The sequence below is a fragment of the Stenotrophomonas muris genome (genome assembly GCF_052751275.1).
Map to the genome: position 1 here is coordinate 1,464,095 of NZ_CP199879.1, position 23,440 is coordinate 1,487,534.

Genomic DNA, 23,440 nt, shown 5'->3' on the forward strand with positions numbered 1-23,440 from the left:
TCGCCGATCAGGCGCCGCTCACATAGCGCGGCGCCGGCTGCGCGAGCGAAAGGCCCGGTGCCATCGCCTTGCGTGCGTGCTCGAAGGCGTCCCACTCAGCGATGTCCGGAAGCGCGGGAATGGTCACAAGCTCACCCTGCGCCAGCCCGGCCAGGGACGCATCCACCATGTCTTCGGCGCTCATCACGATGCCCTGTGGCAGGTGCTCCACCGGCAGGCCGGAAAGGTGCCAGAAGTCCGTCGCGGTGGCACCCGGCAGGACGACCTGGACGCGCACGCCCTTGTCGGCCAGCTCATGGTGGAGCGACTGCGAGAACGCCAGCACGAACGCCTTGCTTCCCGCGTAGACCCCGTTGAGCAGCTCCGGTGCCAGCGCGACGATGGAGGCGATGTTGATGATCGTGCCCCGGCCACGTGCCACAAACACCGGCGCTGCAGCATAGGCCAGGCGCATCGCGGCGTTCACGTTGAGCGTGATCATGCGCTCCATCTCGCCGATGTCCGACTGCAGCAGGGGCGCCGTAGCGCCGATACCGGCATTGTTGACCAGCACCTGGATATCCGCTCGGCCTTGAATGACCTTTTCAACTTCGGCACGCCCGTCGGAGGTGGTCAGGTCCGCGGCGACGATGTCCACCGTGCGGCCGGTGCTGCGGGCCAGCGCTTCGGCCAGTTGGCGCAGGCGGTCGGCGCGTCGCGCGACCAGGATCAGGTCATGGCCGGCGTGGGCCAGGCGATCAGCATAGATCGCCCCGATGCCGGACGATGCGCCAGTGATGAGTGCGGTGCCGTGATGGGTAGGGTCGTTCACAGAGGTCAGTCCGAACCGGCGAACGTCGCCGGGGTCAGGGGAAATCTAGGCCGGCTTGTACGTGTCGTAAATGTCGTATATACCTCGTTTACGGCCGCCCCTGAAAAACCGTCATGCCCAGTGTTGGATTTGTCCTGCCCGCCGGATTCCAGACCATGGCGATCGCCGCGGCGTCCGCCTTCGAACTGGCCAATGCCACCGAAGGCGCGCGCCTTTACGATCTGCACATGCTGTCCGAACAGGGCGGGCTGGTGCCCAGCTCGCTTGGCATGGCCATGCAGACAGCGCCGCTTGCGCAGCAGCCGCTGGATACCATGATCGTGGCCGGCCTGCTGGAGCCAGCCCCGTCCAGCGGCGCGCTGATCGATCCGATCCGTCATGCGGCCGCACGCACGCGCAGGACCGCGTCGGTGTGCACCGGCGCGTTCCTTCTCGGCGAAGCGGGGTTGCTGGACGGGCGCCGCGCCACTACGCACTGGTTCCACGCACGTGCGCTCAGGCAGCGCTTTCCCGCCGCGCAGGTGGAGGAAGACCGCATCTTCATCACCGATGGCCCGATCTGGACCTCCGCCGGCATGAGCGCGGGGCTGGACCTGGCGCTTGGCATGATCGAGCAGGACTTCGGTGCGGATCTGTGCAGGGCGGTGGCCCGGAAGCTGGTGATCTACCATCGGCGCGGAGGCGGGCAGTCCCAGCATTCGGTGCTGCTCGAGCTGGATGCCCGGTCTGATCGCATCCAGAACGCGCTGACCTTTGCACGCCGCAATCTGCGCGCCACCTTGTCGGTTGAAGAACTGGCGCAGGCCGCGCATCTGAGCACCCGCCAGTTCAGTCGCGCGTTCCGCGAGGAAACCGGACAATCCCCCGCCAAGGCAGTGGAGGGCCTGCGGGTGGAGGCCGCTCGCGTGTTGATCGAGCAGAGCCGCTACACGATGGATGAAGTGGCGACTGAAACGGGCTTCGGTGATACCGAACGCATGCGACGTGCCTTCCTGCGCGCCTTCGGCCAGCCGCCGCAATCGCTGCGGCGCAACGCACGGGGCGGGGCGGACTGAGTGTTCATGGCTGGATTCATGGGATGATGCACCACTGCGCCCGACTGCCACTACATGCACACACTGACCGATCCCCACCTGCTGAATGACATCGCTGAGATCGGCCGTATTGAAGCAGTGCCGCGCATCCTTGAAACCGTCGCCCATATCACAGGCTCAAGATTCACCGCGATTGCCCGGGTGACAGAAACCACGTGGACCGCCTGCGCCACCCTGGACACCCTGGGGTTCGGGCTCGTTCCGGGCGGGCAGCTGGTCCTCGAAACCACCCTCTGTGACGAGATCAGGCAGTCATCGACCTCCGTGGTGTTCGCGCACGCCAGTGCACATCCGCTGTATTCCAAACACCATACGCCCAGGATCTATGGGCTGGAGAGTTACGCCTCCGTGCCGATCCATCGGCCGGATGGCAGTTTCTTCGGCACCCTGTGTGCCATTGATTCGTCGCCGGGCAACTTCGATGAGGCGCATGTCCAACGATCCATGGAGCTGCTTGCCGACCTCGTTGGCAACTACCTCGACAAAGAGGATCAGCTGCTGGAGGCAGAGACAGCCCTTTCAACGGCACAGCGTGTTTCCGATCTGCGCGATCAGTTCATCGCGGTGCTGGGCCATGACCTCCGCAGCCCGCTGCAGGCCATCAGCGTGGCCGCCGATTCACTGGAACGTGAGGCAACTTCCGAGCGCCAGCAGCGGATGCTCGCGCACATCGCCGCCGGCGTCACCCGGATGGATGGCCTCATCGGTGATGTGCTTGATTTCGCCAGGGGGCGGCTGGGAGGAGGCATTCCGGTCTCGCTCCAGGAAAGCCACACCTTGCAGGCGGCGCTTGAACAGGTTGCAGAAGAAGTGGCGATCGCTACCGGTCGGCAGGACATCAACGTCCAGATGCGGATCGAAGGTGGCGTGGTCTGCGACACCGGCAGGCTGTCGCAGCTGCTGGCCAACCTGCTGACCAACGCAGCCCAGCACGGCGAGCGCTCCGCCCCAGTCACGCTGAGGGTTCAGGCCGCATCCCATCGCCTCACGCTGGATGTGCATAACGCCGGCTGCATTGCGCCTGAGCGGCTGGGGACGATTTTCAGCCCGTTTTCGCGTGAGCAGGGCGAGCTGCCCAAGCCAGGGCTTGGCCTGGGCATCTACATTGCATCGGAAATTGCCAAGTCCCACGGCGGCACACTGGACGTGCAGTCGAGTGAGAGCGACGGCACCGTGTTCACATTCCAGATGCCGACCGCGGCGCGTCCATGAAGGTGGGCGCCAGGCAACAGAAGGGCTCCGGCACCGCGCCGGAGCCCTGGCCACTCACTTTTCCTGCAGGAACGTCAGCAGGTCCTGGTTGACCTTGTCCTTGTGGGTGTCGGTCAGGCCATGCGGCGCACCCGGGTAGACAATCAGCCTGGCGCCCTTGATCAGTTTCGCTGACTGGCGGCCAGAGATATCGATCGGCACGATCTGGTCGTCGTCACCGTGGATCACCAGGGTGGGGACATCGAACTTCTTCAGGTCGGCGCGGAAATCGGTGGCCGAGAACGCGGCGATCGAATCGTAGGTGTTCTTGTGGCCGCCCTGCATGCCCTGCGCCCACCACGCATCGATCAGCCCCTGCGACACCTTCGCACCGGGGCGGTTGAAGCCATAGAACGGGCCCGACGGAATGTCCCGGTACAGCTGCGCGCGGTTATCCATCTGTGCCTTGCGGATGCCATCGAACACTTCGATCGGCAGGCCGTTGGGGTTGTCGGCGGTCTTCAGCATGAACGGCGGCACCGAGCTGATCAGCACGGCCTTCTTGACCCGGCCGGTGCCATGCCGGCCGATGTAGCGCGCCACTTCGCCACCACCGGTGGAGAAGCCCACCAGGGTCACATCGTGCAGGTCCAGTGTGTTGATCACCGTGGCCAGGTCATCGGCGTAGTGATCCATGTCGTTGCCGTCCCACGGCTGGCTGGAGCGCCCGTGGCCGCGACGGTCATGCGCGATGACGCGGTAGCCATGGTTGGCCAAGAAGATCATCTGCGACTCCCAGCTGTCCGAATTCAACGGCCAGCCATGGCTGAAGGTCACGACCGGGCCGTCCTTCGGGCCCCAGTCCTTGTAGTACAGCTGCACGCCGTCGGCGGTGGTGATGTAGCTGGCAGTGCGCGCGATGGCGGTGACCGGAGCCGGCTTGGCTGGTTCGGCGGCCTGCGCGGACAGGCCGGCCTGGACCGAGAGGGCAAGGGCGGCAACGGCCAGGGTACGGGCGAAGGTGTTCATGCGGAAACTCTCATGGGTGGGTGGTGAGACGTACTTTGCGCCTGCAATCAGGCGTCCGGGTGATGAAGTGTCCGGATTTCTTGATAGATCGTCTTGCATGGATGTGCGCACACCAATCGCTCGCGATCGCCTGTTGACAAGGTAGAACGACCGTTCTACCTTGCAGCCATGAGCAAGCTCACCACCGACACCCAACAGAAGATCCTGGCCACGGCCGAGGCGCTGATCTACCAGAACGGGATCCACGCCACCGGCATGGACCTTCTGGTGAAGACCTCGGGCGTGGCGCGGAAGAGCATCTACCGCCACTTCGAGAACAAGGACGACGTGGCCGCCGCTGCATTGAAGGCGCGCGACGTGCGCTGGCTCGCCTGGTTCCGGCATGAGTGCGAGAAGGCGGACAGCCCGGAAGCACGCATCCTCGGCATGTTCACCGTGCTCAAGAACTGGTTCCAGTCCGAGGGCTATCGCGGTTGCGCCTTCATCAATACCGCAGGGGAGGTCGGCGACCCTGCCGATCCGATCCGGGAAATCGCGCGGAATCACAAGCAGAAGCTGCTCGATTACACGCGGGAACTTACCGAACAACTGGATGTTGAGCAGCCGGCGGACCTGGCCCGTCAGCTGCTGATCCTGATGGAAGGCGCCATCACCCTGTCGCGCGTGATGGGTGATTACGGCGCCGCAGACACCGCGAAGGACGTTGCAAAGCTGTTGTTGGAACAGGCCAAGCGTTAGCGCCTGGGTACGCCAGATCCTTTGAAGCAACCCGTATATCCATTTCTATTGGAGGTCTCCCCGTGTCCGCAGAACAACCCCGTCCGCCGCTTCCTCCGTTCACCCTCGAATCGGCCACGCAGAAGGTGCGCCTTGCCGAGGATGGCTGGAATTCCCGCGATGCCGACAAGGTGTCGCTTGCCTATTCGCTCGACACCCAGTGGCGTAACCGTGCCGAATTCACCAATGGCCGGGAGGAAGCCCGGCAGTTCCTGGCACGCAAATGGAACAAGGAACTCGAGTACCGCCTGATCAAGGAGCTCTGGGCCTTTACCGAAAACCGCATTGCGGTCCGCTACGCGTACGAATGGCACGACGACTCCGGCAACTGGTTCCGTTCCTATGGCAACGAAAACTGGGAATTCGGAGAGGATGGCCTGATGCAGCGCCGCTTCTCCTGCATCAACGACCTGCCGATCAAGGAAAGCGACCGCAAGTTCCATTGGCCGTTGGGGCGTCGCCCGGACGATCATCCGGGGTTGTCGGAACTGGGTATGTGATTCCCGCTGAGGCGCCTTCCGAAGCGCGCTCAGGCACGAGGGGGCGGCCGGCATCTGCGCCGGCCGGGGCAGGGGCGCAATGGACATGCAGGCAAGGGGCGGAGTCGATCCGCCGGCAACGACCGATTCGCAGGAACTGACATTCCACTGGCTCTATCAGCGGGTGCAGGGTTTGGTTGAGCACAGCATCTATCCGAAGGCGGGCAGGGTGGAGACGTGGGCGTTTCGCATCGGCATGGGTGCGGCGATCGTCGGCATTCTCACTGGCCAGCTTCCGGATCGATGGCTGCCTGTCGGCGCAGTGCTGCAGGTGGTTGTTGCCTGCCTGGCAATCGAAATTGGAGGGTTCATTGCCGGGGGCGTCCTGGCCGCCCGCAGGGGCATTCGCCAGTTCAGCCAGCCTCGGCTCTCGCACGCGCGGGAGATGGATGGCGATTTCGCGCACTGGCAAGCGGTGGTGACCGAGCTTCGCGGATTTCCGCGCGTCCAGCGCGAGCGGCGCCTCAAGTACGTCAGTCACCTGCGCACAAACATGATTGAGCGCATGGGCATGATGTATGGCGGGCTGCAGCGGCTTGGACCATTCCCGCTGTTGATTGCCCTCTACCTGCAGTTCCGCGGATGGAAATGGGGCGACTGGGCGGGCGCTTTCGATGTTGGATTGCTAGGCGCACTGCTTATCTTCGCCATGGTGCTGCTGTACCTGCTGGGCTGGATGCTGATCGGCCTTCGCACCAGGCTGGATACCTACGTGGCATTGTTGGAGGGCTCTATCCACGAGCCCGAACCCTCGAAGCCAGCGCCGTGAGGGATAAACAGAACTGTGAGCCATCCAGTGAAGCATACGCATGGCTCAAGAGTGCCGCGCTGAAGAGTAAAAGTCGCGGTTGCCTGCATTGGTCGGATCGTACATGTCGCCGACTTCACAGGCCTGTACCCCGCAGATGGGCATAGTGCCCCTTGGGTAGTGTGAGCGCGTCCATCCAGCCACGGGATTTTCCCGAACGCCAGGAGGTCACTGTGCCAAGTTGTGATGAAGGAATGAAGTTGACGCGTCGCCAGGTGATCGCCGGCGGCGTCACGACCGTGGCAATGTCCGCCGCACCGGGGGCGTCATCGCTCGCCGCCGAACTGGCGACGCCCCCGCCGCCCAGGCCGCCGGTCGTCAGCACGGTGGCGTTGACCGTCAACGGCAAGCGGCGGGAGCTTGAGCTCGACACGCGGACTACGCTGCTCGATGCCCTGCGCGAACATCTGAAGCTGACCGGGACCAAGAAGGGCTGCGACCACGGTCAATGCGGTGCCTGTACCGTGCTGGTCAACGGTGAGCGCATCAATGCCTGCCTCAGCCTGGCGGTGCAGCACCAGGGCGATGCCATCACCACCATCGAAGGACTCGGAACCCCCGATGACCTGCATCCGATGCAGGCCGCCTTCATCAAGCATGACGGCTACCAGTGCGGGTACTGCACGCCGGGGCAGATCTGCTCGGCGGTGGCGGTACTGGACGAGATCAAGCGGGGTGTCCCCAGCCATGTGCAGGCAGACGTCAGCGCACGGCCCCGGGCCACCAACATGGAGATGCGCGAACGCATGAGCGGCAACCTCTGCCGCTGCGGAGCCTATTCCAATATTGCCGAGGCGATGGAAGAGGTTGCAGGCGTGACCCCTGGGAGGCGCGCATGAGGGCCTTCAGTTACGAACGCGCGAGATCCCCGGCCGAGGCCGCCAAGGCCGTCGCCGGTATCGAGGGCGCGAAGTTCCTGGCCGGAGGGACCAACCTGCTCGACCTGATGAAGCTGGAGGTCGAGACGCCAGCGCACCTGGTCGATGTGCAGGACATCGGCCTGGACAGGATCGAACCCACCGACGAGGGCGGCCTGCGCATCGGCACGCTGGTCACCAATACCGCGCTGGCCTCGCATGAGCGCGTGCGCCGCGACTACGCGGTGCTGACCCGCGCGATCGTGGCAGGCGCCTCCGGGCAGCTGCGCAACAAAGCCACCACCGGCGGCAACCTGCTGCAGCGCACGCGCTGCCCGTATTTCTACGATCCCCATCTGCCCTGCAACAAGCGCCTGCCCGGATCAGGGTGCGGCGCACTCGAGGGGTTTTCCCGTCAGATGGGCGTGATCGGCACCTCGGACAGCTGCATCGCGACCTATCCGGGCGACATGGCGGTGGCCCTGCGGGTGCTGGACGCCTCGATCCAGACCGTCAGCGGTGACGGCAGTACGCGCAGCATCCCGATTGCCGATTTCCATCGTTCCCCCGGCGACAGGCCGCAGCAGGACAACGTGCTGCAGCGCGGTGAGCTGATCACCCACGTCACGCTGCCGAAGCCCCTGGGCGGTCGGCACGTGTACCACAAGGTACGTGACCGCGCGTCCTATGCGTTCGCACTGGTGTCGGTCGCTGCGGTCGTGCAGCGAGACGGTTCGGCGCGGTTCGCCTTCGGTGGAGTTGCGCCGAAGCCGTGGCGCGTCGAGGCAGCCGAACCGCTGCTGCGCGACGGCGTAAAGGCCGCGACCGGGCAGGTGTTCGCCGGCGCCCGTCCGACGCCGGAGAACGCATTCAAGATCGCGCTCGCCGAGCGCACCCTCGCGGCCGTGCTGGTGGAAGGAGAGCGCTGATGCCCCTTGAATTCAACGCCCCCGCCGGCGACAACCTGTTCGACAAGGCCAAGGTCGTCGGCAAACCGACGCCGCGCATCGACGGTCCGCGCAAGACCACCGGCACCGCCCCCTATGCCTACGAGCGCCACGACGTGGCGCCGAACCAGGCCTACGGCTACATCGTCGGTGCGGGCATCGGCAAAGGGCGCATCATTTCGATGGATGCCTCCCGCGCGCGTGCCGCGCCCGGCGTACTGGCGGTCATCACCGCACCGGAAACCAAGCCGGTCGGCAAATCGAACTGGAACAATGCGCCGCTGTTCGGTGGACCCGAAGTGGCCCACTACCACCAGGCCATCGCCTGCGTGGTGGCAGAGACCTTCGAGCAGGCCCGCGCCGCCGCGGCGCTGATCCGCACCCGCTACGAGCGCAGCAAGGGCCGCTTCGATTTCCCGGCCCTGGCACCGACCGCGCCGCTGGCAAAGGGGCGTGACGGCAAGCCCGACCGGCAGGCGCTGGGCGATTTCGACACCGCCTACGCGAGCGCCGCGGTCAAGCTCGACGAGACTTATCACACCTCCGACGAAAGTCATTCGATGATGGAGCCGCACGCCACCATCGCCGCCTGGGAGGGTGACACGCTCACGCTGTGGACGGCGAACCAGATGATCGACTGGGCCAGGCAGGGCATGGCGGCGATCCTCGGCATCGACCCTGCCAAGGTGCGCGTGGACTCGCCCTATATCGGCGGCGGCTTCGGCGGCAAGCTGTTCATCCGCGCCGACGCGGTGCTGGCCGCGTTGGCGGCCAAGCAGGTCGGGCGACCGGTGAAGATCGCGCTGCAACGCCCGTTGATGCCCAACAACACCACGCACCGGCACGCCACCCTCCAGCGCGTGCGGATCGGCTGCGGAAAGGATGGCCGGATCTCCGCCATCGCCCATGAGAACTGGTCGGGCAACATCAACGGCGAGGATGGCGAAAACGGCACCCTGCAGACGCCCAAGCTCTATGCAGGCGCCAACCGCCTGGTGGCCAACTACATCGCCACGCTCGACATGCCCGAAGGCAATGCGATGCGCGCACCGGGTGAAGCACCGGGCCACATGGCGCTGGAAGTGGCGATGGACGAAATGGCCGAGAAGCTGGGCCTCGATCCGATCGCGTTCCGCATCCTCAACGAGCCCGAGGTCGTGCCCGGCGATCCGTCCAAGAAATTCTCCGACCGCAACCTGGTGCGCTGCCTGCGCGAAGGCGCGGAGCGCTTCAACTGGAACAAGCGCAACGCCCGGCCGGCGCAGGTCAGGGAAGGGCACTGGCTGGTCGGCATGGGCGTGTCCGCGGGCTACCGCGGCGCACCGACGATGAAGTCGGCGGCGCGGGTCCGGCTTGACGGCCAGGGCGGGGTGGTTGTCGAGACCGACATGACCGACATCGGCACCGGCTCCTACACGATCATCGCGCAGACGGCAGCCGAGACCATGGGCGTGCCGCTGGACCAGGTCCAGGTGACCCTCGGCGACTCCCGTCATCCCGCCTCCGCCGGTTCCGGCGGCCAGTGGGGCGCGGCAAGCTCCACCGCGGGCGTGTACGCGGCGTGCGTCAGCCTGCGCCGCAAGGTGGGCGAGAAACTCGGCTTCGACGGCGACACCGCAGACTTCGCCAGTGGCCGCATCCAGGCGGATGGGCGGACCATCACGCTGGCGGAAGCGGGGGCACTGTCGGCGGAGGACGGCATTGCCTTCGGCGACTTCAAACAAGGCTACGACGTCGGCACGTATGCAGGGCATTTCTGCGAGGTCGCCGTGCATGCCTACACTGGAGAGACGCGCATTCGCCGCATGCTTGCCGTATGCGATGGCGGCCGGATCCTCAATCCGCTGTCAGCACGCAGCCAGGTCATCGGCGGGATGGTGATGGGCGCGGGCGCGACCCTGATGGAGGAGCTGGTGGTCGACAAACGGCTTGGTTTGTTCATCAACCACGACCTGGCCGGCTACGAGGTTCCCGTGCACGCCGACATTCCGTACCAGGAAGTGGTCTTCCTCGACACGCTGGATCCGGTGATCTCGCCGATGAAGGCCAAGGGTGTGGGTGAACTGGGCATCTGCGGGGTTGGCGCCGCGATCGCCAATGCGATCTACAACGCAACCGGCGTGCGCGTGCACAGCTATCCCATCACCCTGGACAAGCTGTTGCCCGGCTTGCCCGACATAGGCTGACGGTGCGCATGGACCGATCCGCAGCCTCACCCGCGCTGGAGGCTTCAGCGGCAGGCGGAGGGGAGCCCGGCGATCTTGCCGAGGACCTGTCCGCAGCGCCAGGCTTCCTCGCCGAAGGCAGCCCGCGCGGCGTGCTCGAGACGGCCTTGACGCGCGTGCGTGCGGGGGAGCACGCCGTGCTCGCGCTGGTGCTGGAAACCGATGGCTCCACCTACGCCGGTGCCGGCGACATGGTGCTGTTCTGCAACGGCAGCCAGGTCGGCTGGCTGAGCGGCGGATGCCTGGAGCCCGAGCTCGCGCGACGCGCGGAGCAGGTGAGCGCGGCAGGGCGGGTCGACTGGATCGAGATCGACACCCGCAGTGACGACGACCTGTTGAGCGGATCCGCGCTCGGCTGCCGCGGCCGGCTTCGGATTGCACTTCTGCCGTTGCGTGCCATGTCCGGCGTCGACGACGTCATCGAGGTCTGGCTCCGCGAGGGCGTGTCACTCCAGCGCGACCTTCGCAGGTCGGGGCAGGTCGTTTTCCGTGCCGGCCATCGCGAGCAGGCATGGCAGCTGCATCCGATGGAGGGTACACAGCCCTTTGGCGAGGGCGCGTGGCGTTTGCCGTTGCCCCGGCTTCCGCGGGCCCTGGTGTTGGGGGGCGGTCCCGAAACGCCCTTCCTGGTTCCGCTGCTGCGCGGCCTGGGGTGGCGGGTCAGCGTGGCCGAACGGCGAGCGCGCTGGGCCCCAGCCGGGCAGTGCGCGGATGCGCATCTTCAGACCAGCCCGGCCGAGGCCCTTCATGGCGACTGTTGCGACGCGGCACTGGTGATGCATCACGATTTCGAACTGGACCGGGAGACGCTGGTGGCCCTGGCTGATACCAACGTCGCGTTCATTGGACTGCTGGGTCCGCGGCGAAGGCGCGAGGACCTGTTCAAGCTGCTGACACCGGATCAGCGCCACCGGCTTTCCCCGAGACTTCGATCACCGGTCGGCCTGAACATCGGCGGCCGAGGGCCGGAGGCGATTTCGCTCAGCATCGCCGCACAGCTGCAGCAATGGCGAAGCGCGCACGGCAGGTGACTGACGCGCATGCGGTCGTCGTGCTTGCTGCCGGCGGGAGCACCCGACTTGGCCAGCCCAAGCAGCTCCTCACCCGGCAGGGCGAGACCCTGGTACACCGCGTAGTGCGGCTAGCGCTGGAGCTCGCGCCAGCGCAAGTCCTGGTCGTGGTGGGCGCGAACGCACAGGCCGTGACATCCAGCGTTGCCGGGCTGGATGCCACTCCGGTAACCAACCACCACTGGGAGCGTGGCCTGGCGAGCAGCCTGCAGGTTGCCGGCGCACACCTGCTGCCCACGGTGACCGCGGTGATGATCGTGGCATGCGACCAGCCCGCAATCGAGCGCTCCCATCTGCAGGCGCTGCTTTCCGGTGCCCGCGCCGCAGCGTCAACGTGCGCGGGCACCCGCCACGGAAATGCGCTTGGCGTTCCCGCAGTCGTGCCGCGCGCCTGGTTCACCCCTGTCGGTGCAGCCGGTGACCGCGGCTTCGGAGCGCGCCTGCGGCAACTTCCTGTCGATACGGTGCATGTCCTTCAGGCACCGGAACTGGGCCTGGATATTGATACGCCAGAAGATCTTGCGCGTGCGCGCGATGCGGGCTGGATCGATGCCGGGAGGTGACCCGCGTGGTCACTTGGCCAATGCCTGTCGCGCAGGTGACCAGTGTGGGCCACATCGCGCACCCTCAGGCACCCCGCCCCCGAACATCTGCAGCACCCGGTCCGACAGAACAGGTTCCGGCACGTCAGCCAGCACCTGCTCCAGATAGCCCACCGGCTCCAGCTGCCATTGAAGTAGCGTGCCAAGCTGCAGAACGGCGGGCGCCCGCTGCTCCGCGTCCAGTGAGACCTGCAACAGCAGATGGTGCGAGCGCCCCTCCAGCCACAGCACGGGTATGCCCCGGCAATGAACCTCGAACTCGGCATCTCGGTGCCGCTCTACGAACTGGAAGCCCTGTCGTGGCCGAGAGTCCACGAACTGCATCGCCTGGCGGCGCAGTTGTGAGAATCGATCGTCGTTGATGTTTTGGAACGCGACAGGCGAGGGCACTAGCGTCGCCGGCCACTGCGCCTGTGCCGCAACCACCACCACAAGACAGAGCGCGTTGGCCGCCCAGCGGCACCACGCCACTCACCCCTCCGGATGCAGGCGCGTACTGGCGTGTGCGGTAAGGCCGATGCCAGCCATGATCAGGCCCTCCATGACGCGAGGGCCGACGTACTGCTCCAGCTCACCGTTCTCGCGGGCACGCTGCGCGGCCAGCAGGATCTCCAGCACCACGCGCAGACCGGCCAGCGAGCAATCGGTATCCGCCAGGGCGATGCGTCGGCCGGGCATCTGATGGCGCTCTGGCCAGGGCTGGCCATCGGAGGCGGCGCCCGAGCCGATGCTGTGCAGCAGGGCGATGAGGGTGTTCGGGTCCAAGGCAGGGCCGTTGGCGGGCGCGTCGTGGATCGGGTGCGGGGCAGGGGAGTGGGGCTGGGTCATGGCTGGGCTCCTTGCGTGCATGCAGAAGCCGCCACCGATAAAGGTGGCGGGCGGTGCGAGGTTCGAAACCCGGTCTACGCTAAACCGGCAGGCACAAGGCCTCCACGCACCGCCCGCCATAGTCGGCCGACGGATTGCCAGCCGGCACCACCTGAGGGGTGATGCCGGCTGGCAAGCGTTTACTTCAGCGTAGAACCGGGGTTTCGAATCCCGGCCACCCGTTTCCGGTGGCACGCAAAGGAATACGCCCGGTTGTGCGCGATGCCAATGCAGTAAGGCTGATGCCGTCACCACATTCAACATTTTCAGAATCGTTGTATACCGCGCAATGAGGCCGGAGCCTTGCACTGCAAGGCTATCGGCGATGTCGGTGGTGCACGCCTGACGAGTGTCGGCATCCGCCCGGCGAGGCCGTGAACGAGGCGGATGCGACAGGGTTGCCAAAGGCCGCCAGGCGTCAGTAGCCCTTCAACGCGACCTTGGTCCGCTCCAGCCATGCGGCATTGTGGCTGCGTGCGTGACGCGACCAGTGCTGGGCATCATCGATGATGCTGGCGAACAGGCTGCGGGCCTGCTCACGATCGGCGGGCTGCGGCTGTGCCATCAACCACTCGGCGTACAGGCAGCGGGCGGCGGCATCGTTTCCGCATTCCACGGCTCGCTCGAACGCGGCACGGGTGCCGGGCGCTTGGGCAGCCGCCAGTGCCTGCGCGTAAAGCAGGGTCTGTTCCGGCTTGCGGCGCACATCCGGATGGCGGGCGAACAGGCCGTCCAGCGTCTCCGCCGCAAGCGCGGGCTGCCCGGAATCGAGGCGGGCACGGGCAAGGCCGGTCAGGATGTAGGGATCGTCGCCCAGCGGCGAGCTGGCCGCCTGCTCCAGCAGGGTTCTGGCTTCCTCGGCCTGGCCGGCATCCAGCAGCGTCATGCCCAGGCGAACCCGATTCTGCACGGTGGGCGTACGCGCCAGTTCGGCACGCGCGTTGCGCAGGTCCTGGCCCGGGTCCATGAGCTGCTTGGCGGAGCGGATTGCCTGCCGCGCGCCGCGCGAGTTGCGGGCTTCCGGGAAGTAGATCGCCAGGAAGTAGACGATGCTGCCTAGCAGTGGGAAGGAGAAGAGCAGGATGAGCCAATAGAGGCTCTGGCCCGAGCGGATGGCGTGCACCGCGAAGTAGATGGCCGCCAGTACGTGGAGTCCGATTCCGATATAGGGCATGTGTGCCGCCTCGTTCCTTGTGAGGGGTGGAACTATAGTGGGGGAGGGGTGGGGCGCCAATGGGCGGGGTGATCGGACGTGACGCGTCACGTTAATAGAGTGGATTCTGCAGAGCGGAGCGCAGCATGCCACTATGTGGCCGAGCTGCATTGATGGAAGGGGATACATGGAGCGTACGAAAAAGACACTGACGATGGCCGATGTTGCTGGATGGGGTTCGGCGCTCGTCACCTTTGGATTGATTCAAGGCGCCTTCTATCTGAAGGCGTACTGGGGCCATTTCGGACTGGATCCCTTTCAGTTTGTCGCCGTAAGCGAGCTTGCGCTGGCGGGCCTTGCGAGCATTGGCATGGTGTTGTTGTTCCTGCCGGTTGCGTTGCTACTTGGTGGCTGGATCGAAGGAAAGGTGACGGCGAGCAAGTCTAAATCCAGCCTGCTGGCGTGGTTGGCGATGGTGCTTTGTCTTGTGGGTCTGGTGGCAGTGCTTTGGTGGTCGAACGGATGGTCCCTTCTGATAGGTGCAGCCTCGGTGGGCATATATGCAATAGCTGTGCGCCTGTCACCAGTGCTCCCAACCGCCGTAAAGGACTCGCCGTGGCTGATCTATGCTCTCGTAATGCTTGTCTACGTGTCGATTTCTTCGAGTTGGCTTGGATCGCGGCGCGCCAAGGAGATCACTGCCAGCGGAAACCCGTCCACGGTGAGTGTGACAATTGATGGCAAAGTACAAGGCGGCCTGGGACTTGCGGGTCGCTTAGGTGATAGTTACGTGCTGTGGGAGCCAGCGGGGAAAGTTGTGCTTCTTGTGCCTGCGGAGGACGTCAATAAGCTGGAGATCGCGCAAAAGCGTGTGATGCCTGTCAAGTCAACCCAATCGTGATGAGGAATTTCTATCTGAGGTGGTGAATGGCCGCAGATGCTCGAGATCAACGCAGGGTGGTCAGTTGATCCTTGGAGATACTCAGCACCGCACCTCTCTCAGCTAGCTAGATGGAAAAAAAGGCACCTGCATTTTAGCAGCAAGAACCCTTTAAATAATTGGAAATCTCGTGAAAACTCAGGCTCAGCCTCTCCTTTGGAATGACAGATGGACCGCCGTCGAGGGCGTAAAAAAACGTGGCGGCGGACAGGGCTCCATTACGCAAGTTCGCGGAAACGTCTGTGGACGGCTTGGCGCACTGAAAGAAATGCTCCCAGATCCACAAGATCGTGACGAGCGCCGGAGGCGAATGAAGCAAGAGGTTGCGGGACTAATAAAAGTTCAAGGGGACGGCGTCCCCCAAATCTTTGAATCTAACGTTAGCCAAGCCGCAGATGACGAAGAGCTTTACCTCGTCCAGGCCTGGATTGACGGTAATAACCTGCAGCAGTACGTGACAGCGCCCATGCCCATCGACGAATCGCTGGAAATTGCACTGTCACTAGCGCGCATTGTTGAAAGATGTCATGCCAATGGCGTCCTGCATCGCGACATCAAGCCAGAGAACATTATTGTTGACACAGCAGGGAAGCTGCATCTGGTCGACTTCGGCATCGCCTGGCTCCCCCTCGAAGATCGCGAGGACGGGTGGCATACGCGAGCAGGGCAGGAACTCGGGAATCGCTTTGTGCGCCTGCCGGAGATGACCGCTGGCCAGCTGCGCAATGACCCCAGATCGGACGTTACCTTCGTGGTTGCAATACTTTTCTACCTTCTGACAAACGAATACCCGCGAACGTTGTCGTTCGGCGGGGGCGGCGAACCACCCCATAAGCGCCTGCGCAATTCTTTTCCGACTACAACTAAAGATGACCCCAGGATGGATAGGCTAACCAGCATCTTTGATGTCGGTTTCCAGCTTGCGCCAAATCTGCGCTTCCAATCAATCGACAATCTAATCGAGCGCATTGATGAGATTCAACACCCTCGCCAGACCGCTCAACCCGTCGACATGGCGGAATCGGTGGCGCGATATCAGGAAATGATGAGTGAGCACGAGACGGCACAGCGCCACATCGTCCTCATGTCCATGCGAGGGGCCGCTGTTGCCTTTGAGCAGCGTATTCGAGAGCTTAGCGAATCACAGCAACTCGTTCCGTCGATGATGGCGGGCAGCCCGCTTCGAGAGAACGACTCTTGGGTTACGTCCGTGACTTTTACACACGCCACAGGGGGGCAGGAAGTGTCATCACGACACGTGATACAGATGGACGAGGCGGATATCGTCTGCACATTCAGCGTTGACGGCGAGCGTAGCGATTACTACCAAGGGCACGCAGTAGACACCATCAGGTTGAACGAAGAGGTGCGCCACCACGCAGACATTTTCTTCGCCCTGGTGCTAGGCGCGTTCGTACGGAAGGTGGCTGCCCAGCGTGCATTCATGAATCTACTTGAGTACTGAGTAAATGAATAGCCTAGATGAGCTTTCGGCGGCCGATTGATGAGCAGTCTGTTTCGACCGCCGAGCGCATCAGGGCTGCAGCGGGACGTCTGTGACGAGCGCGAGCGAGACACGGCCGGCTGCCGCCGCGGCAAATGGGAACGGCCTGATCGTACGTTGGCAAATGCCCTTCTGCACGTTCCCAGAAGGCCCGCCGCATCCGGCCATTCTCAAATTACCGTGGCCCATCCGTCGGCACAAAATTTCTTAGAAGCCCTCCGCCCAATATTGTCGGTGAAGTAGGTCTCACCGTTTTACGGGTATACCTCCAACATGAGTAGCGTCCGCCGCCGCCATAGACCCATGTCCAGTCCGGGGGTGTAACATCGACAAAGAATGCCTGACCCAGCAATGATTCTCCTGCGCGAAGACGGTCCCCGCAGAATATTTCATTGGTGCCGGCCAAGCCCTGCAGCTTGCATGCAATATTTGCCGCGGGCCCCACTGCTGTGAGTGAGCTACGATCGTGACTAGCAGCCCCTCGCGGCACCCCAATACGGGCGAGAAGAATGTCGCCTAGATCGACACCGACTCGAGCGTCCACTCGCTCGATCCCGTGCTGCTTCAGGACTGGATTCACAACATCCTCCAGCACGAACAACATTTCGCTACATGCGGAAAGCGCCTTAGATGCGATCGAGGCAGCGTTTTCACCAACGCCCAACACCGCCATCAAGCCATCACCAGTATTCTTCTCAACGTAAGCGCCGTGCCTGAAAAGGACGCGCATCATGGAAGGAATCACGCAGTTCAGCATGAAAAGAGTCTTCTTTAGCTCATCAATTTGCGACGAGGACGTCCTTCTAGTGAAGCCGCGGATGTCGAAGAAGATCACGGCAGCCGTTACACTGCGCGCTGAACCGATAGAGAGATCCTCTACGGATGGCGCTACACGCCCGCTGGTGATATCACTCAGGCGCTCAATCGTCGTCGGGACGCTATTTGCGAGGGCTGAGACATAGCCGCTGTAGTCCGCAAATGAAAGGCGAGGGCTCATGTCAGTTCACCGCAACTGCGAGGGCAATTGAAGCGCAGGCGGCTCCGAACCAGACTATCGCTCGTCGAACATGGAGCGTCTTCCTGATGAGAATCCGACTCACCTCAAAATTCTGGCGCGCGTACTCCCGCCCGATGTCTTCGTCTGTCAATTTCTCAACTGATTTCCAGTAGTCCTCTGCGCTCTTAAAGCCCGAGACATCAGTCCAGAAGATATGCCCATTTCCGCTATGAGGCGTTCTGGGAAGCACTGTATGCAGCGCGTAGAACGATGCCACCCCAGCGAATGAAACCCCCACGATCCGCAGGATTGGATCGGCGCTCTTTGCCTGATCGGAAAGACCCAACCCGATAAGCACAAGCGCCGCAGCTGCCACCGCCGTTGCCTTCACATCCATCAACTGGACGTATTGATTCAGATATCCGTTTACCGTCGATGGAAAATTCCGCCTGTCCATGGGCACCCCAAAAGAAATTTTGGAAAGATTACGCCAAACCGGGCTGCAGCCGCGTCTCCTGGGGTGTAGGGGCGTCGCCGCACGAGAGCGCCTTACACGCGCTGGCGTGACCTCGGCCCACGAGTCATGTAGACCACATTGGACGCGCACACATGCCCAACTGCCGTTCTCTGCGGATTCTGAGGGCATCGGCAAGGTAGATGACGCTAGATTTCGCCGTGGACGAGACTCTCCGGGTGGCCGAAGCCCGGAGGGACAGCCTCCGCCATCATCAGTCGCCATTCCCGGGCAATGTTGCAAGTCAGGGCCCACCAAGGCATGTCGCACGGCTCCAGCTGATGACCTTCGGGTGTGAAAAGTGTCCACATTTGAATCCGAAACCGGCCCAAGGGCCGGTCAAGTCAATACGGCCTTGGCCGGAGTCTGAGGTCGCAGGCAAGAGCCGAGCCAGAGGCCCAGCCATTGCCATGCGGAGGACACGAACGCCGCCACAGCCCGATACATCATTTCGCATAATGTATATTATGTTCTAGCCAGACTGGCCCGGGCGACCGCCGCCCGGGCCCAACCCGCGCTGCAGGCTCCCCCTTCAAATGGCCGCCCCAACACCGGCAGAACCGCGCCCCACAGGCCGAGCCTTTCTCACCCCGTATCCAAACGCCGTCGTGTAGGCTCGGCGCACCACTTAAGGACGGGTTTGGCGATGCGCCTGGCTGATTTTATCGAACAGAATGCGCGGGAAATCCTCGACGACGCGGTGGCATTCGCCGAAACGCAGGCACCCGATACCGTCGAGTTCAGCGCAAAGCAACTTCGGAATCATCTTCCCCAGATTCTTCAGGCGGTCATAGACGATCTCAGATCGCCGCAGACAGACTCCCAGCAGCTCGCAAAGTCCCACGGGCTTGCACCGTTGAAACCCGGCCCCGAGTCCGCCGCGTCCTATCATGGCCGAACCCGCGCCATCGCCGGCTTTGGCCTCAACCAGATGGTGGCTGAGTATCGAGCGCTTCGGGCTTCGGTACTTCGGCGATGGGCATCCGACCAGCGGCTGGTCACTTCATCGATCGATGACATCCTTCGTTTCAATGAGGCCATCGACCAGGCGGTGGCCGAATCCCTTGCTCAGTTCTCTGCCGAGGTCGAATCCTGGCGGCAGATCTTCCTCGCGGCGCTCGGGCATGATCTCCGAGGCCCCTTGGCAGCGATCATCTTCTCGGCAGACACCCTGGCCAGTGGGCTGCAGGACCCAGCTTTGGCCAAGCAGGCCGAGCGGATCATCAACGGCAGCATGCGCATGAAAAAGCTGCTGGACGACCTGCTGGCTTACAGCCGCAGCAAGCTGGGCGATGGGATGGCCATTCATCTGGTGGACTGCGATCTTGCCCAATCGCTTGGCGAGGAAGTCGAATTGCTTCGCGCTGCCCTGCCCCACGTCCCTATCACGTATGAGGTTGAAGGCGATGCCCGCGGTTGCTTCGATGCCTCTTCGTTGCGCGAGGCGGTTCACAACCTCACGACCAACGCCGCAAAGTACGGCGAACACGGCACCGATGTGCGGATCAGCCTTGAGAGCCTCGCCGACCAGACCCTGATCACGGTGAGCAACGCGGGGGCCGAACTGTCGGACGAAGCGTTCAACAGCCTGTTCGATCCCTTGCGCCGAGGCTCGCACAACGCGTCACAGGGAGAACACGCGAGCCTTGGCCTCGGCCTGTTCCTGGTGCGGGAAATCTGCCACGCGCACCGCGGCACTGTTCGTGGACGATGGCGTGATGGCCGCACCTCATTCGTCATCACACTCCCGAAGAATGCTGATTGATGCGGCCGACCTGGCGACGGCACTACAGGAACCTGTGCATTACGAAGACATCGACCAACCCGCGCCTGCCATGCCGGAAGGCCTCTGGCAGCGTTCCAACCACCGCAAACCCCAGCTTCCGGTACAGCGCCACCGCCGGGCCGTTGGTGCTGACCACGTAATTGAACTGCATGGCCAGGAACCCTTCCGCCCTCGCCAGCTCCAGGCTGTGTTCCACCAGGGCTCGGCCCACGCCCCGCCCCTGTGTCGCGGCGTCGACCACATACGTGGCGCTGGCCACATGCGCCCCAAGGTCAGGGAAATTCGGGCCCATCTTGTACATGCCCACAACCCGGCCCTCCAGCACAGCTACATGAGGTGCCTCGGCCTGGCACCAATGCGCGCGAAACGTCTCGACAGCGAAAGAGCCAGCAAAGGGCAGTGCATCCTGCGTCGCAATGGCTTGCTTGAACATGCCCCACATCACGTCGAAATCGCCTGCACGGGCGGGCCGGATATCCATGCGACTCCTGCAGATCTGTGGTGGTGACCAAGCCGGACACTACCAGAATCCAACGCCTGCTCCGTAGCTGCTTCACGCGCCACCGCCATCGGCTCGGCAATAGTTGCAGATATTCCGGCCTTCAGAGCAGTAGATGCCCCCTGTTTCCGCGCACATCCCGCACCGGCTTCGACGGTGGCGTGTTCCTGCCTGCGTCCTGCTGGGCATCTACCTGCTGTACCTGCTGGCCGGCAACATCTTCCTCAACACACCCCTGTTCGACCAGGTCACCAACCGCAAGCCGCACAAGTTCGTGATGACCACTGGGCCGGCCATTACCGTGCTGCCAGGCCACGTGATCGCCTGGAATGTACACATGCGCGGCCATGTGAACCACACGGTCTACGTGCTGCACGCCGACCGCGCCAGCGCTCGTCTGGCGGTTCTGCCCCTGTTCCAGCGCGAGGTGCGGGTGCCCCGGCTGCAGGCCACAGGGGTTTCGGCCGAGATCAGCCGCGTGGAAGAGGCCATCCCGCCACCGCCGCGCAGCGACCGCGGCTGGACCCTGCGCTTCGATGCCATCCACAGCGACAGTATCCGCAGCGCACGTTTCGGCAAGCTGCTGATCATCGGCCAGGGCCAGGGCACGGTGGGCTTCCTCAAGCAGCTGCGCGGCGGGCCGTCGGAACTGTTCGAATCCGAGGTTGCATTCAGCGATGCCGACACCAGTTTTGACGGCGTGCAGCTGTTGGGCGACATGGATCTCACCGCGCGCTTCAGCTATCCGCGCCATTATCGGGACCAGGCGCCCGGCCTGGCCAAGTTGAAGCTGCTGCATGCCCAGCTCGAGGTCGATGCCCGCAGCCAGGGCCTGCGCATGGACACCAATGCCACAACGCCGAAGATCTCCAGCGCACCAGTGCCCGGACGGCTGCAGGCCGCACTCCACCTGATCGATGGCCGCCTGCAGCCCGGCGACCACGCGCTGTGGCAGGTGCCGCTCTACCTGGGCGACGGCGCCCCCGATCGCGGCATGCTGGCGCTGCAACTCAATGTGGCCAGGGACGTGCGCCTGCAGGCCCGCTTGCCGCCAAAGTCCGGTTCAGGCAGCGAGGTGGATGCCGATCTGCATATCAGTGGCCGGGACATTCCCTTCCAACAGCCCGCACAGCTGCTGGAACGCAGTTCTGGCACAGTGCGCGGCGAATGGACGTTCACCTCGCTCAACTGGATCCCTGCCCTGTTCGTGCGCAAGCCGTGGCTGCAGCTGGATGGCGGCGGCACGCTGAAGGCGGACCTGCGCCTTCGCAACGGCGAGCTGACCGAAGGCAGCACCGTTGACATTCCTGCAGCCGAAGCCGTGGCCGAGGTGGCGGGTGTGCGCTTGGCGGGCACGGCCAGTGCCCACGGCGAACTGAAGGCCGGCACGCCCAGCCAGGCGCGGCTGGCCGTCCGGTTGCCCCGCTTCACCGCGCGGCCAGGCGATGCCAAGGACGTACGCCTGTTCGACGGCCGGGATCTGGCCCTGGACCTGACCGGCGATGGCCGCCTGCAGGAACTGCGCAAAGGCGTCCGCGCGCAGCTGCGCTTCAGTGAAGCCACCATCCCTGACCTGACCGCCTACAACCGCTACCTGGGTTCGCCCGAGGTGCGACTACTCCGTGGCACCGGCACCGTGAGTGGTGATGCGACCCTCGATACCGACGGGCGCGTCGGCCATGGCACGGCCCGGCTGTTGGGGCGCAACGCCAGTGCAAAGGTGGCAGGGCTGGACATGGGCGGCGATATCGACGTGAACGCAACACTGCGCCGGGGAGACTTCAACCAGCGTCATTTCGATCTGTCCGGCACCACGGTCGAGCTACGCAACGTGCAGGTGGCGGGCACGCAGGGCTCGACGGCATGGAAAGGCCGCGTGGACTTCAGGCGTGGGCGCATCGATGCGCAGTCGCCGTTCCAGGTGGATGCCACCACGGACCTCGATCTCAGCGATGCGCGACCGTTGCTGGCGCTGTTCGCAGAGCGCACCGACTACCCGCGCTGGACCTTGTCCCTGCTGGATTCCGGACAGGTACAGGCGCAGGCGACGCTGCGCTGGCGCCCTGGCCATCTGGTCATCGATGGCCTGCAGGCCGAGAACGACCGCCTGTCGGTACGCGCGCGGCTGGATCTGCTGGAACAGCGCAAGCGCGGTGATCTCTATCTACGGTGGGGGCTGCTGGGTGCGGGCATCGAGCTGGACGGCGACCAGCGCCAATGGCATCTGGCCAAGGCACGCGAGTGGTTTGACCAGCAGCCTTCGCTGCTGCCAGCGGGCCAGGGCACGGGTGCTGCAGGCTCGTCGCACTGAAGGCAACCGTCTGCATCCATTGCCGGCCCCGGTGCGTATACACCGACGCCCCAATTGACGAGTTGCACGCAATGAACAAGCGCACACAGGCCTATGGCCTTCTGGGATGGGTGGCGATCACCTTCGCTGCCGCCGCACTGGGCGCGTGGGCCTCGACGTCCGCCGCCAGCTTCTATGCCACCCTCGTCCTGCCTGCATGGGCGCCGCCTGCCGGTGTGTTTGGCCCGGCATGGACCCTGCTGTACGCCATGATGGCGATTGCGGCGTGGCTGGTCTGGCGGGAGCGCGGCTGGCGCGGCGCGCGGCCTGCGCTGTGGCTCTATCTGGTGCAGCTGGCCATCAATGCACTGTGGAGCTGGCTGTTCTTCGGCTGGAAGCTGGGCGCCCTCGCCTTCGCCGACATCCTGGTGCTGGTGGCGCTGGTGTGCGCGACGATGCTCGCGTTCGTGCGCGTCCGCACGATGGCAGCCGTACTGCTGCTGCCCTATCTGGCCTGGATTTGCTTCGCCTCGGCGCTCAACTTCGCAGTCTGGCGTGCCAACCCCGGGCTGCTGTGATAGCGCGCCGCATCGCTTACGCCTGGGCCACGACCTGGGGGCGCCAGTTCCTCAACAGTGCCGGCTTGAACGCCTGCTGCCCGCAGCCGGCGGGGCAACGCACCACACGCGCCGACGAATGGCTGACCAGGCCTTGTCCTTCTTCGGCCTTGAACACCGTCTCGCAGGACAGGCAACGGGCCACCAGCGAATACAGGTGCAGCAACCGGCCACTGGCGGGGTCCTGCAGTGCATCCACATCCAGCAGTTCGAACTGGCAACTGTCAGCCAGCATGCGGTACGGCGTAGAAGGCAGGGTCTGCAGGTTCACGGGCGTGGTATCCGACGGAAGTCGAGCCACCCTAGGGCAGCCGCTGTCGAGC

Annotated in this window: 24 protein-coding genes; 15 read left to right on the forward strand and 9 right to left on the reverse strand. The window is 64.1% G+C overall.

The genetic code is table 11. The features are described from left to right. Positions 1-7: 7 nt before the first annotated feature. Positions 8-811 carry an SDR family NAD(P)-dependent oxidoreductase gene (locus ACUVWL_RS06630; RefSeq protein ID WP_227863779.1) on the reverse strand — a complete coding sequence of 268 codons (804 nt, stop codon included), beginning with the start codon at positions 809-811 and terminating at the stop codon, positions 8-10. A gap of 155 nt (positions 812-966) precedes the next feature. Between ACUVWL_RS06630 and ACUVWL_RS06635 the strand changes: the two genes are divergently transcribed. Both ACUVWL_RS06635 and ACUVWL_RS06640 read left to right on the forward strand, forming a co-directional pair. Beyond that, positions 967-1,866, forward strand: coding sequence for a GlxA family transcriptional regulator (locus ACUVWL_RS06635; RefSeq protein ID WP_229653766.1), 900 nt, complete (start codon positions 967-969; stop codon positions 1,864-1,866). 54 nt (positions 1,867-1,920) lie between these two features. Then, positions 1,921-3,117 carry a GAF domain-containing sensor histidine kinase gene (locus tag ACUVWL_RS06640; RefSeq protein WP_445978955.1) on the forward strand — a complete coding sequence of 399 codons (1,197 nt, stop codon included), beginning with the start codon at positions 1,921-1,923 and terminating at the stop codon, positions 3,115-3,117. 54 nt (positions 3,118-3,171) lie between these two features. Here ACUVWL_RS06640 and ACUVWL_RS06645 read toward each other — a convergent pair whose 3' ends face one another. Then, the gene (locus tag ACUVWL_RS06645; RefSeq protein ID WP_049407332.1) at positions 3,172-4,125 is read right to left on the reverse strand and encodes an alpha/beta fold hydrolase; all 954 of its coding nucleotides are present in this window, start codon (positions 4,123-4,125) and stop codon (positions 3,172-3,174) included. A gap of 168 nt (positions 4,126-4,293) precedes the next feature. On the opposite strand from ACUVWL_RS06645, the gene ACUVWL_RS06650 reads away from it, so the two are divergent. The 8 genes from ACUVWL_RS06650 (at position 4,294) to ACUVWL_RS06685 (ending at position 11,911) form a co-directional block, all read left to right on the forward strand. Then, a complete protein-coding gene (locus ACUVWL_RS06650) occupies positions 4,294-4,863 on the forward strand; it encodes a TetR family transcriptional regulator (RefSeq protein ID WP_180834668.1) in 570 nt (189 codons plus the stop codon). A 62-nt stretch (positions 4,864-4,925) separates the two neighbouring features. Next, positions 4,926-5,402 carry a nuclear transport factor 2 family protein gene (locus ACUVWL_RS06655; RefSeq protein WP_123958565.1) on the forward strand — a complete coding sequence of 159 codons (477 nt, stop codon included), beginning with the start codon at positions 4,926-4,928 and terminating at the stop codon, positions 5,400-5,402. 79 nt (positions 5,403-5,481) lie between these two features. Further along, positions 5,482-6,210, forward strand: coding sequence for a hypothetical protein (locus ACUVWL_RS06660; protein WP_111205746.1), 729 nt, complete (start codon positions 5,482-5,484; stop codon positions 6,208-6,210). A 233-nt stretch (positions 6,211-6,443) separates the two neighbouring features. Beyond that, positions 6,444-7,088 (forward strand): aldehyde dehydrogenase iron-sulfur subunit PaoA, encoded by a 645-nt coding sequence (paoA, locus tag ACUVWL_RS06665; protein ID WP_445979160.1) that lies wholly within the window; start codon positions 6,444-6,446, stop codon positions 7,086-7,088. Further along, positions 7,085-8,035: an FAD binding domain-containing protein gene (locus ACUVWL_RS06670; protein WP_445978956.1), complete on the forward strand. Its 951-nt coding sequence runs from the start codon at positions 7,085-7,087 to the stop codon at positions 8,033-8,035. Before paoA ends, ACUVWL_RS06670 begins: the two co-directional genes overlap by 4 nt. After that, the gene (gene paoC, locus ACUVWL_RS06675; RefSeq protein WP_445979161.1) at positions 8,035-10,239 is read left to right on the forward strand and encodes an aldehyde oxidoreductase molybdenum-binding subunit PaoC; all 2,205 of its coding nucleotides are present in this window, start codon (positions 8,035-8,037) and stop codon (positions 10,237-10,239) included. The genes ACUVWL_RS06670 and paoC overlap by 1 nt, the downstream gene beginning before the upstream one ends. An 8-nt stretch (positions 10,240-10,247) precedes the next feature. Then, entirely contained in the window at positions 10,248-11,309 is a 1,062-nt protein-coding gene (locus tag ACUVWL_RS06680) for an XdhC family protein (protein WP_445978957.1), read from the forward strand. Next, the gene (locus ACUVWL_RS06685; protein ID WP_134808858.1) at positions 11,285-11,911 is read left to right on the forward strand and encodes a nucleotidyltransferase family protein; all 627 of its coding nucleotides are present in this window, start codon (positions 11,285-11,287) and stop codon (positions 11,909-11,911) included. Before ACUVWL_RS06680 ends, ACUVWL_RS06685 begins: the two co-directional genes overlap by 25 nt. 9 nt (positions 11,912-11,920) lie before the next feature. Here the strand turns inward: ACUVWL_RS06685 and ACUVWL_RS06690 are convergent, their stop codons facing one another. The 3 genes from ACUVWL_RS06690 to ACUVWL_RS06700 all read right to left on the reverse strand — a co-directional run bounded on the left by ACUVWL_RS06690 (position 11,921) and on the right by ACUVWL_RS06700 (position 13,991). Continuing rightward, complete coding sequence (locus ACUVWL_RS06690) at positions 11,921-12,421, reverse strand: hypothetical protein (RefSeq protein WP_445978958.1); 501 nt, start codon at positions 12,419-12,421, stop codon at positions 11,921-11,923. After that, a complete protein-coding gene (locus ACUVWL_RS06695) occupies positions 12,422-12,778 on the reverse strand; it encodes a hypothetical protein (protein WP_010485758.1) in 357 nt (118 codons plus the stop codon). It abuts the gene before it with no gap. Between the two features lie 457 nt (positions 12,779-13,235). Then, positions 13,236-13,991, reverse strand: coding sequence for a tetratricopeptide repeat protein (locus ACUVWL_RS06700; RefSeq protein ID WP_241883859.1), 756 nt, complete (start codon positions 13,989-13,991; stop codon positions 13,236-13,238). A 166-nt stretch (positions 13,992-14,157) separates the two neighbouring features. Here ACUVWL_RS06700 and ACUVWL_RS06705 point away from each other — a divergent pair, with 166 nt between their 5' ends. Then, on the forward strand, positions 14,158-14,871 hold the full coding sequence (locus tag ACUVWL_RS06705) for a hypothetical protein (RefSeq protein WP_241883858.1): 714 nt from the start codon (positions 14,158-14,160) through the stop codon (positions 14,869-14,871). A gap of 169 nt (positions 14,872-15,040) precedes the next feature. After that, the gene (locus tag ACUVWL_RS06710; protein ID WP_241883857.1) at positions 15,041-16,375 is read left to right on the forward strand and encodes a serine/threonine protein kinase; all 1,335 of its coding nucleotides are present in this window, start codon (positions 15,041-15,043) and stop codon (positions 16,373-16,375) included. Positions 16,376-16,589: 214 nt separating this feature from the next. On the opposite strand, the gene ACUVWL_RS06715 is transcribed toward ACUVWL_RS06710, so the two are convergent. Together ACUVWL_RS06715 and ACUVWL_RS06720 are read right to left on the reverse strand one after the other, a co-directional pair. Continuing rightward, positions 16,590-17,411 carry an adenylate/guanylate cyclase domain-containing protein gene (locus tag ACUVWL_RS06715; protein WP_164109236.1) on the reverse strand — a complete coding sequence of 274 codons (822 nt, stop codon included), beginning with the start codon at positions 17,409-17,411 and terminating at the stop codon, positions 16,590-16,592. A 1-nt stretch (position 17,412) separates the two neighbouring features. Beyond that, a complete protein-coding gene (locus ACUVWL_RS06720; RefSeq protein ID WP_158454142.1) occupies positions 17,413-17,868 on the reverse strand; it encodes a Pycsar system effector family protein in 456 nt (151 codons plus the stop codon). A gap of 703 nt (positions 17,869-18,571) precedes the next feature. On the opposite strand from ACUVWL_RS06720, the gene ACUVWL_RS06725 reads away from it, so the two are divergent. Further along, complete coding sequence (locus tag ACUVWL_RS06725) at positions 18,572-19,690, forward strand: ATP-binding protein (RefSeq protein ID WP_445978959.1); 1,119 nt, start codon at positions 18,572-18,574, stop codon at positions 19,688-19,690. A gap of 22 nt (positions 19,691-19,712) precedes the next feature. On the opposite strand, the gene ACUVWL_RS06730 is transcribed toward ACUVWL_RS06725, so the two are convergent. Next, positions 19,713-20,192: a GNAT family N-acetyltransferase gene (locus ACUVWL_RS06730; RefSeq protein ID WP_241886809.1), complete on the reverse strand. Its 480-nt coding sequence runs from the start codon at positions 20,190-20,192 to the stop codon at positions 19,713-19,715. Positions 20,193-20,325: 133 nt separating this feature from the next. On the opposite strand from ACUVWL_RS06730, the gene ACUVWL_RS06735 reads away from it, so the two are divergent. Both ACUVWL_RS06735 and ACUVWL_RS06740 read left to right on the forward strand, forming a co-directional pair. Then, positions 20,326-22,521 (forward strand): hypothetical protein, encoded by a 2,196-nt coding sequence (locus ACUVWL_RS06735; protein WP_445978960.1) that lies wholly within the window; start codon positions 20,326-20,328, stop codon positions 22,519-22,521. Between the two features lie 71 nt (positions 22,522-22,592). Continuing rightward, complete coding sequence (locus ACUVWL_RS06740; protein WP_049439841.1) at positions 22,593-23,078, forward strand: TspO/MBR family protein; 486 nt, start codon at positions 22,593-22,595, stop codon at positions 23,076-23,078. Positions 23,079-23,094: 16 nt separating this feature from the next. Here ACUVWL_RS06740 and ACUVWL_RS06745 read toward each other — a convergent pair whose 3' ends face one another. Beyond that, the gene (locus ACUVWL_RS06745; protein WP_111206852.1) at positions 23,095-23,388 is read right to left on the reverse strand and encodes a hypothetical protein; all 294 of its coding nucleotides are present in this window, start codon (positions 23,386-23,388) and stop codon (positions 23,095-23,097) included. Between the last annotated feature and the right edge of the window lie 52 nt (positions 23,389-23,440).

Coding starts and splice junctions, on each gene's coding strand:
- ACUVWL_RS06635 (WP_229653766.1), top strand. CDS start 967: ATGGCGATCGCCGCGGCGTCCGCCTTCGAACTGGCCAATGCCACCGAA.
- ACUVWL_RS06640 (WP_445978955.1), top strand. CDS start 1,921: ATGCACACACTGACCGATCCCCACCTGCTGAATGACATCGCTGAGATC.
- ACUVWL_RS06645 (WP_049407332.1), bottom strand. CDS start 4,125: ATGAACACCTTCGCCCGTACCCTGGCCGTTGCCGCCCTTGCCCTCTCG.
- ACUVWL_RS06650 (WP_180834668.1), top strand. CDS start 4,294: ATGAGCAAGCTCACCACCGACACCCAACAGAAGATCCTGGCCACGGCC.
- ACUVWL_RS06660 (WP_111205746.1), top strand. CDS start 5,482: ATGGACATGCAGGCAAGGGGCGGAGTCGATCCGCCGGCAACGACCGAT.
- paoA (WP_445979160.1), top strand. CDS start 6,444: ATGAAGTTGACGCGTCGCCAGGTGATCGCCGGCGGCGTCACGACCGTG.
- ACUVWL_RS06670 (WP_445978956.1), top strand. CDS start 7,085: ATGAGGGCCTTCAGTTACGAACGCGCGAGATCCCCGGCCGAGGCCGCC.
- paoC (WP_445979161.1), top strand. CDS start 8,035: ATGCCCCTTGAATTCAACGCCCCCGCCGGCGACAACCTGTTCGACAAG.
- ACUVWL_RS06680 (WP_445978957.1), top strand. CDS start 10,248: ATGGACCGATCCGCAGCCTCACCCGCGCTGGAGGCTTCAGCGGCAGGC.
- ACUVWL_RS06685 (WP_134808858.1), top strand. CDS start 11,285: ATGGCGAAGCGCGCACGGCAGGTGACTGACGCGCATGCGGTCGTCGTG.
- ACUVWL_RS06695 (WP_010485758.1), bottom strand. CDS start 12,778: ATGACCCAGCCCCACTCCCCTGCCCCGCACCCGATCCACGACGCGCCC.
- ACUVWL_RS06700 (WP_241883859.1), bottom strand. CDS start 13,991: ATGCCCTATATCGGAATCGGACTCCACGTACTGGCGGCCATCTACTTC.
- ACUVWL_RS06705 (WP_241883858.1), top strand. CDS start 14,158: ATGGAGCGTACGAAAAAGACACTGACGATGGCCGATGTTGCTGGATGG.
- ACUVWL_RS06715 (WP_164109236.1), bottom strand. CDS start 17,411: ATGAGCCCTCGCCTTTCATTTGCGGACTACAGCGGCTATGTCTCAGCC.
- ACUVWL_RS06720 (WP_158454142.1), bottom strand. CDS start 17,868: ATGGACAGGCGGAATTTTCCATCGACGGTAAACGGATATCTGAATCAA.
- ACUVWL_RS06725 (WP_445978959.1), top strand. CDS start 18,572: ATGCGCCTGGCTGATTTTATCGAACAGAATGCGCGGGAAATCCTCGAC.
- ACUVWL_RS06730 (WP_241886809.1), bottom strand. CDS start 20,192: ATGGATATCCGGCCCGCCCGTGCAGGCGATTTCGACGTGATGTGGGGC.
- ACUVWL_RS06735 (WP_445978960.1), top strand. CDS start 20,326: ATGCCCCCTGTTTCCGCGCACATCCCGCACCGGCTTCGACGGTGGCGT.
- ACUVWL_RS06740 (WP_049439841.1), top strand. CDS start 22,593: ATGAACAAGCGCACACAGGCCTATGGCCTTCTGGGATGGGTGGCGATC.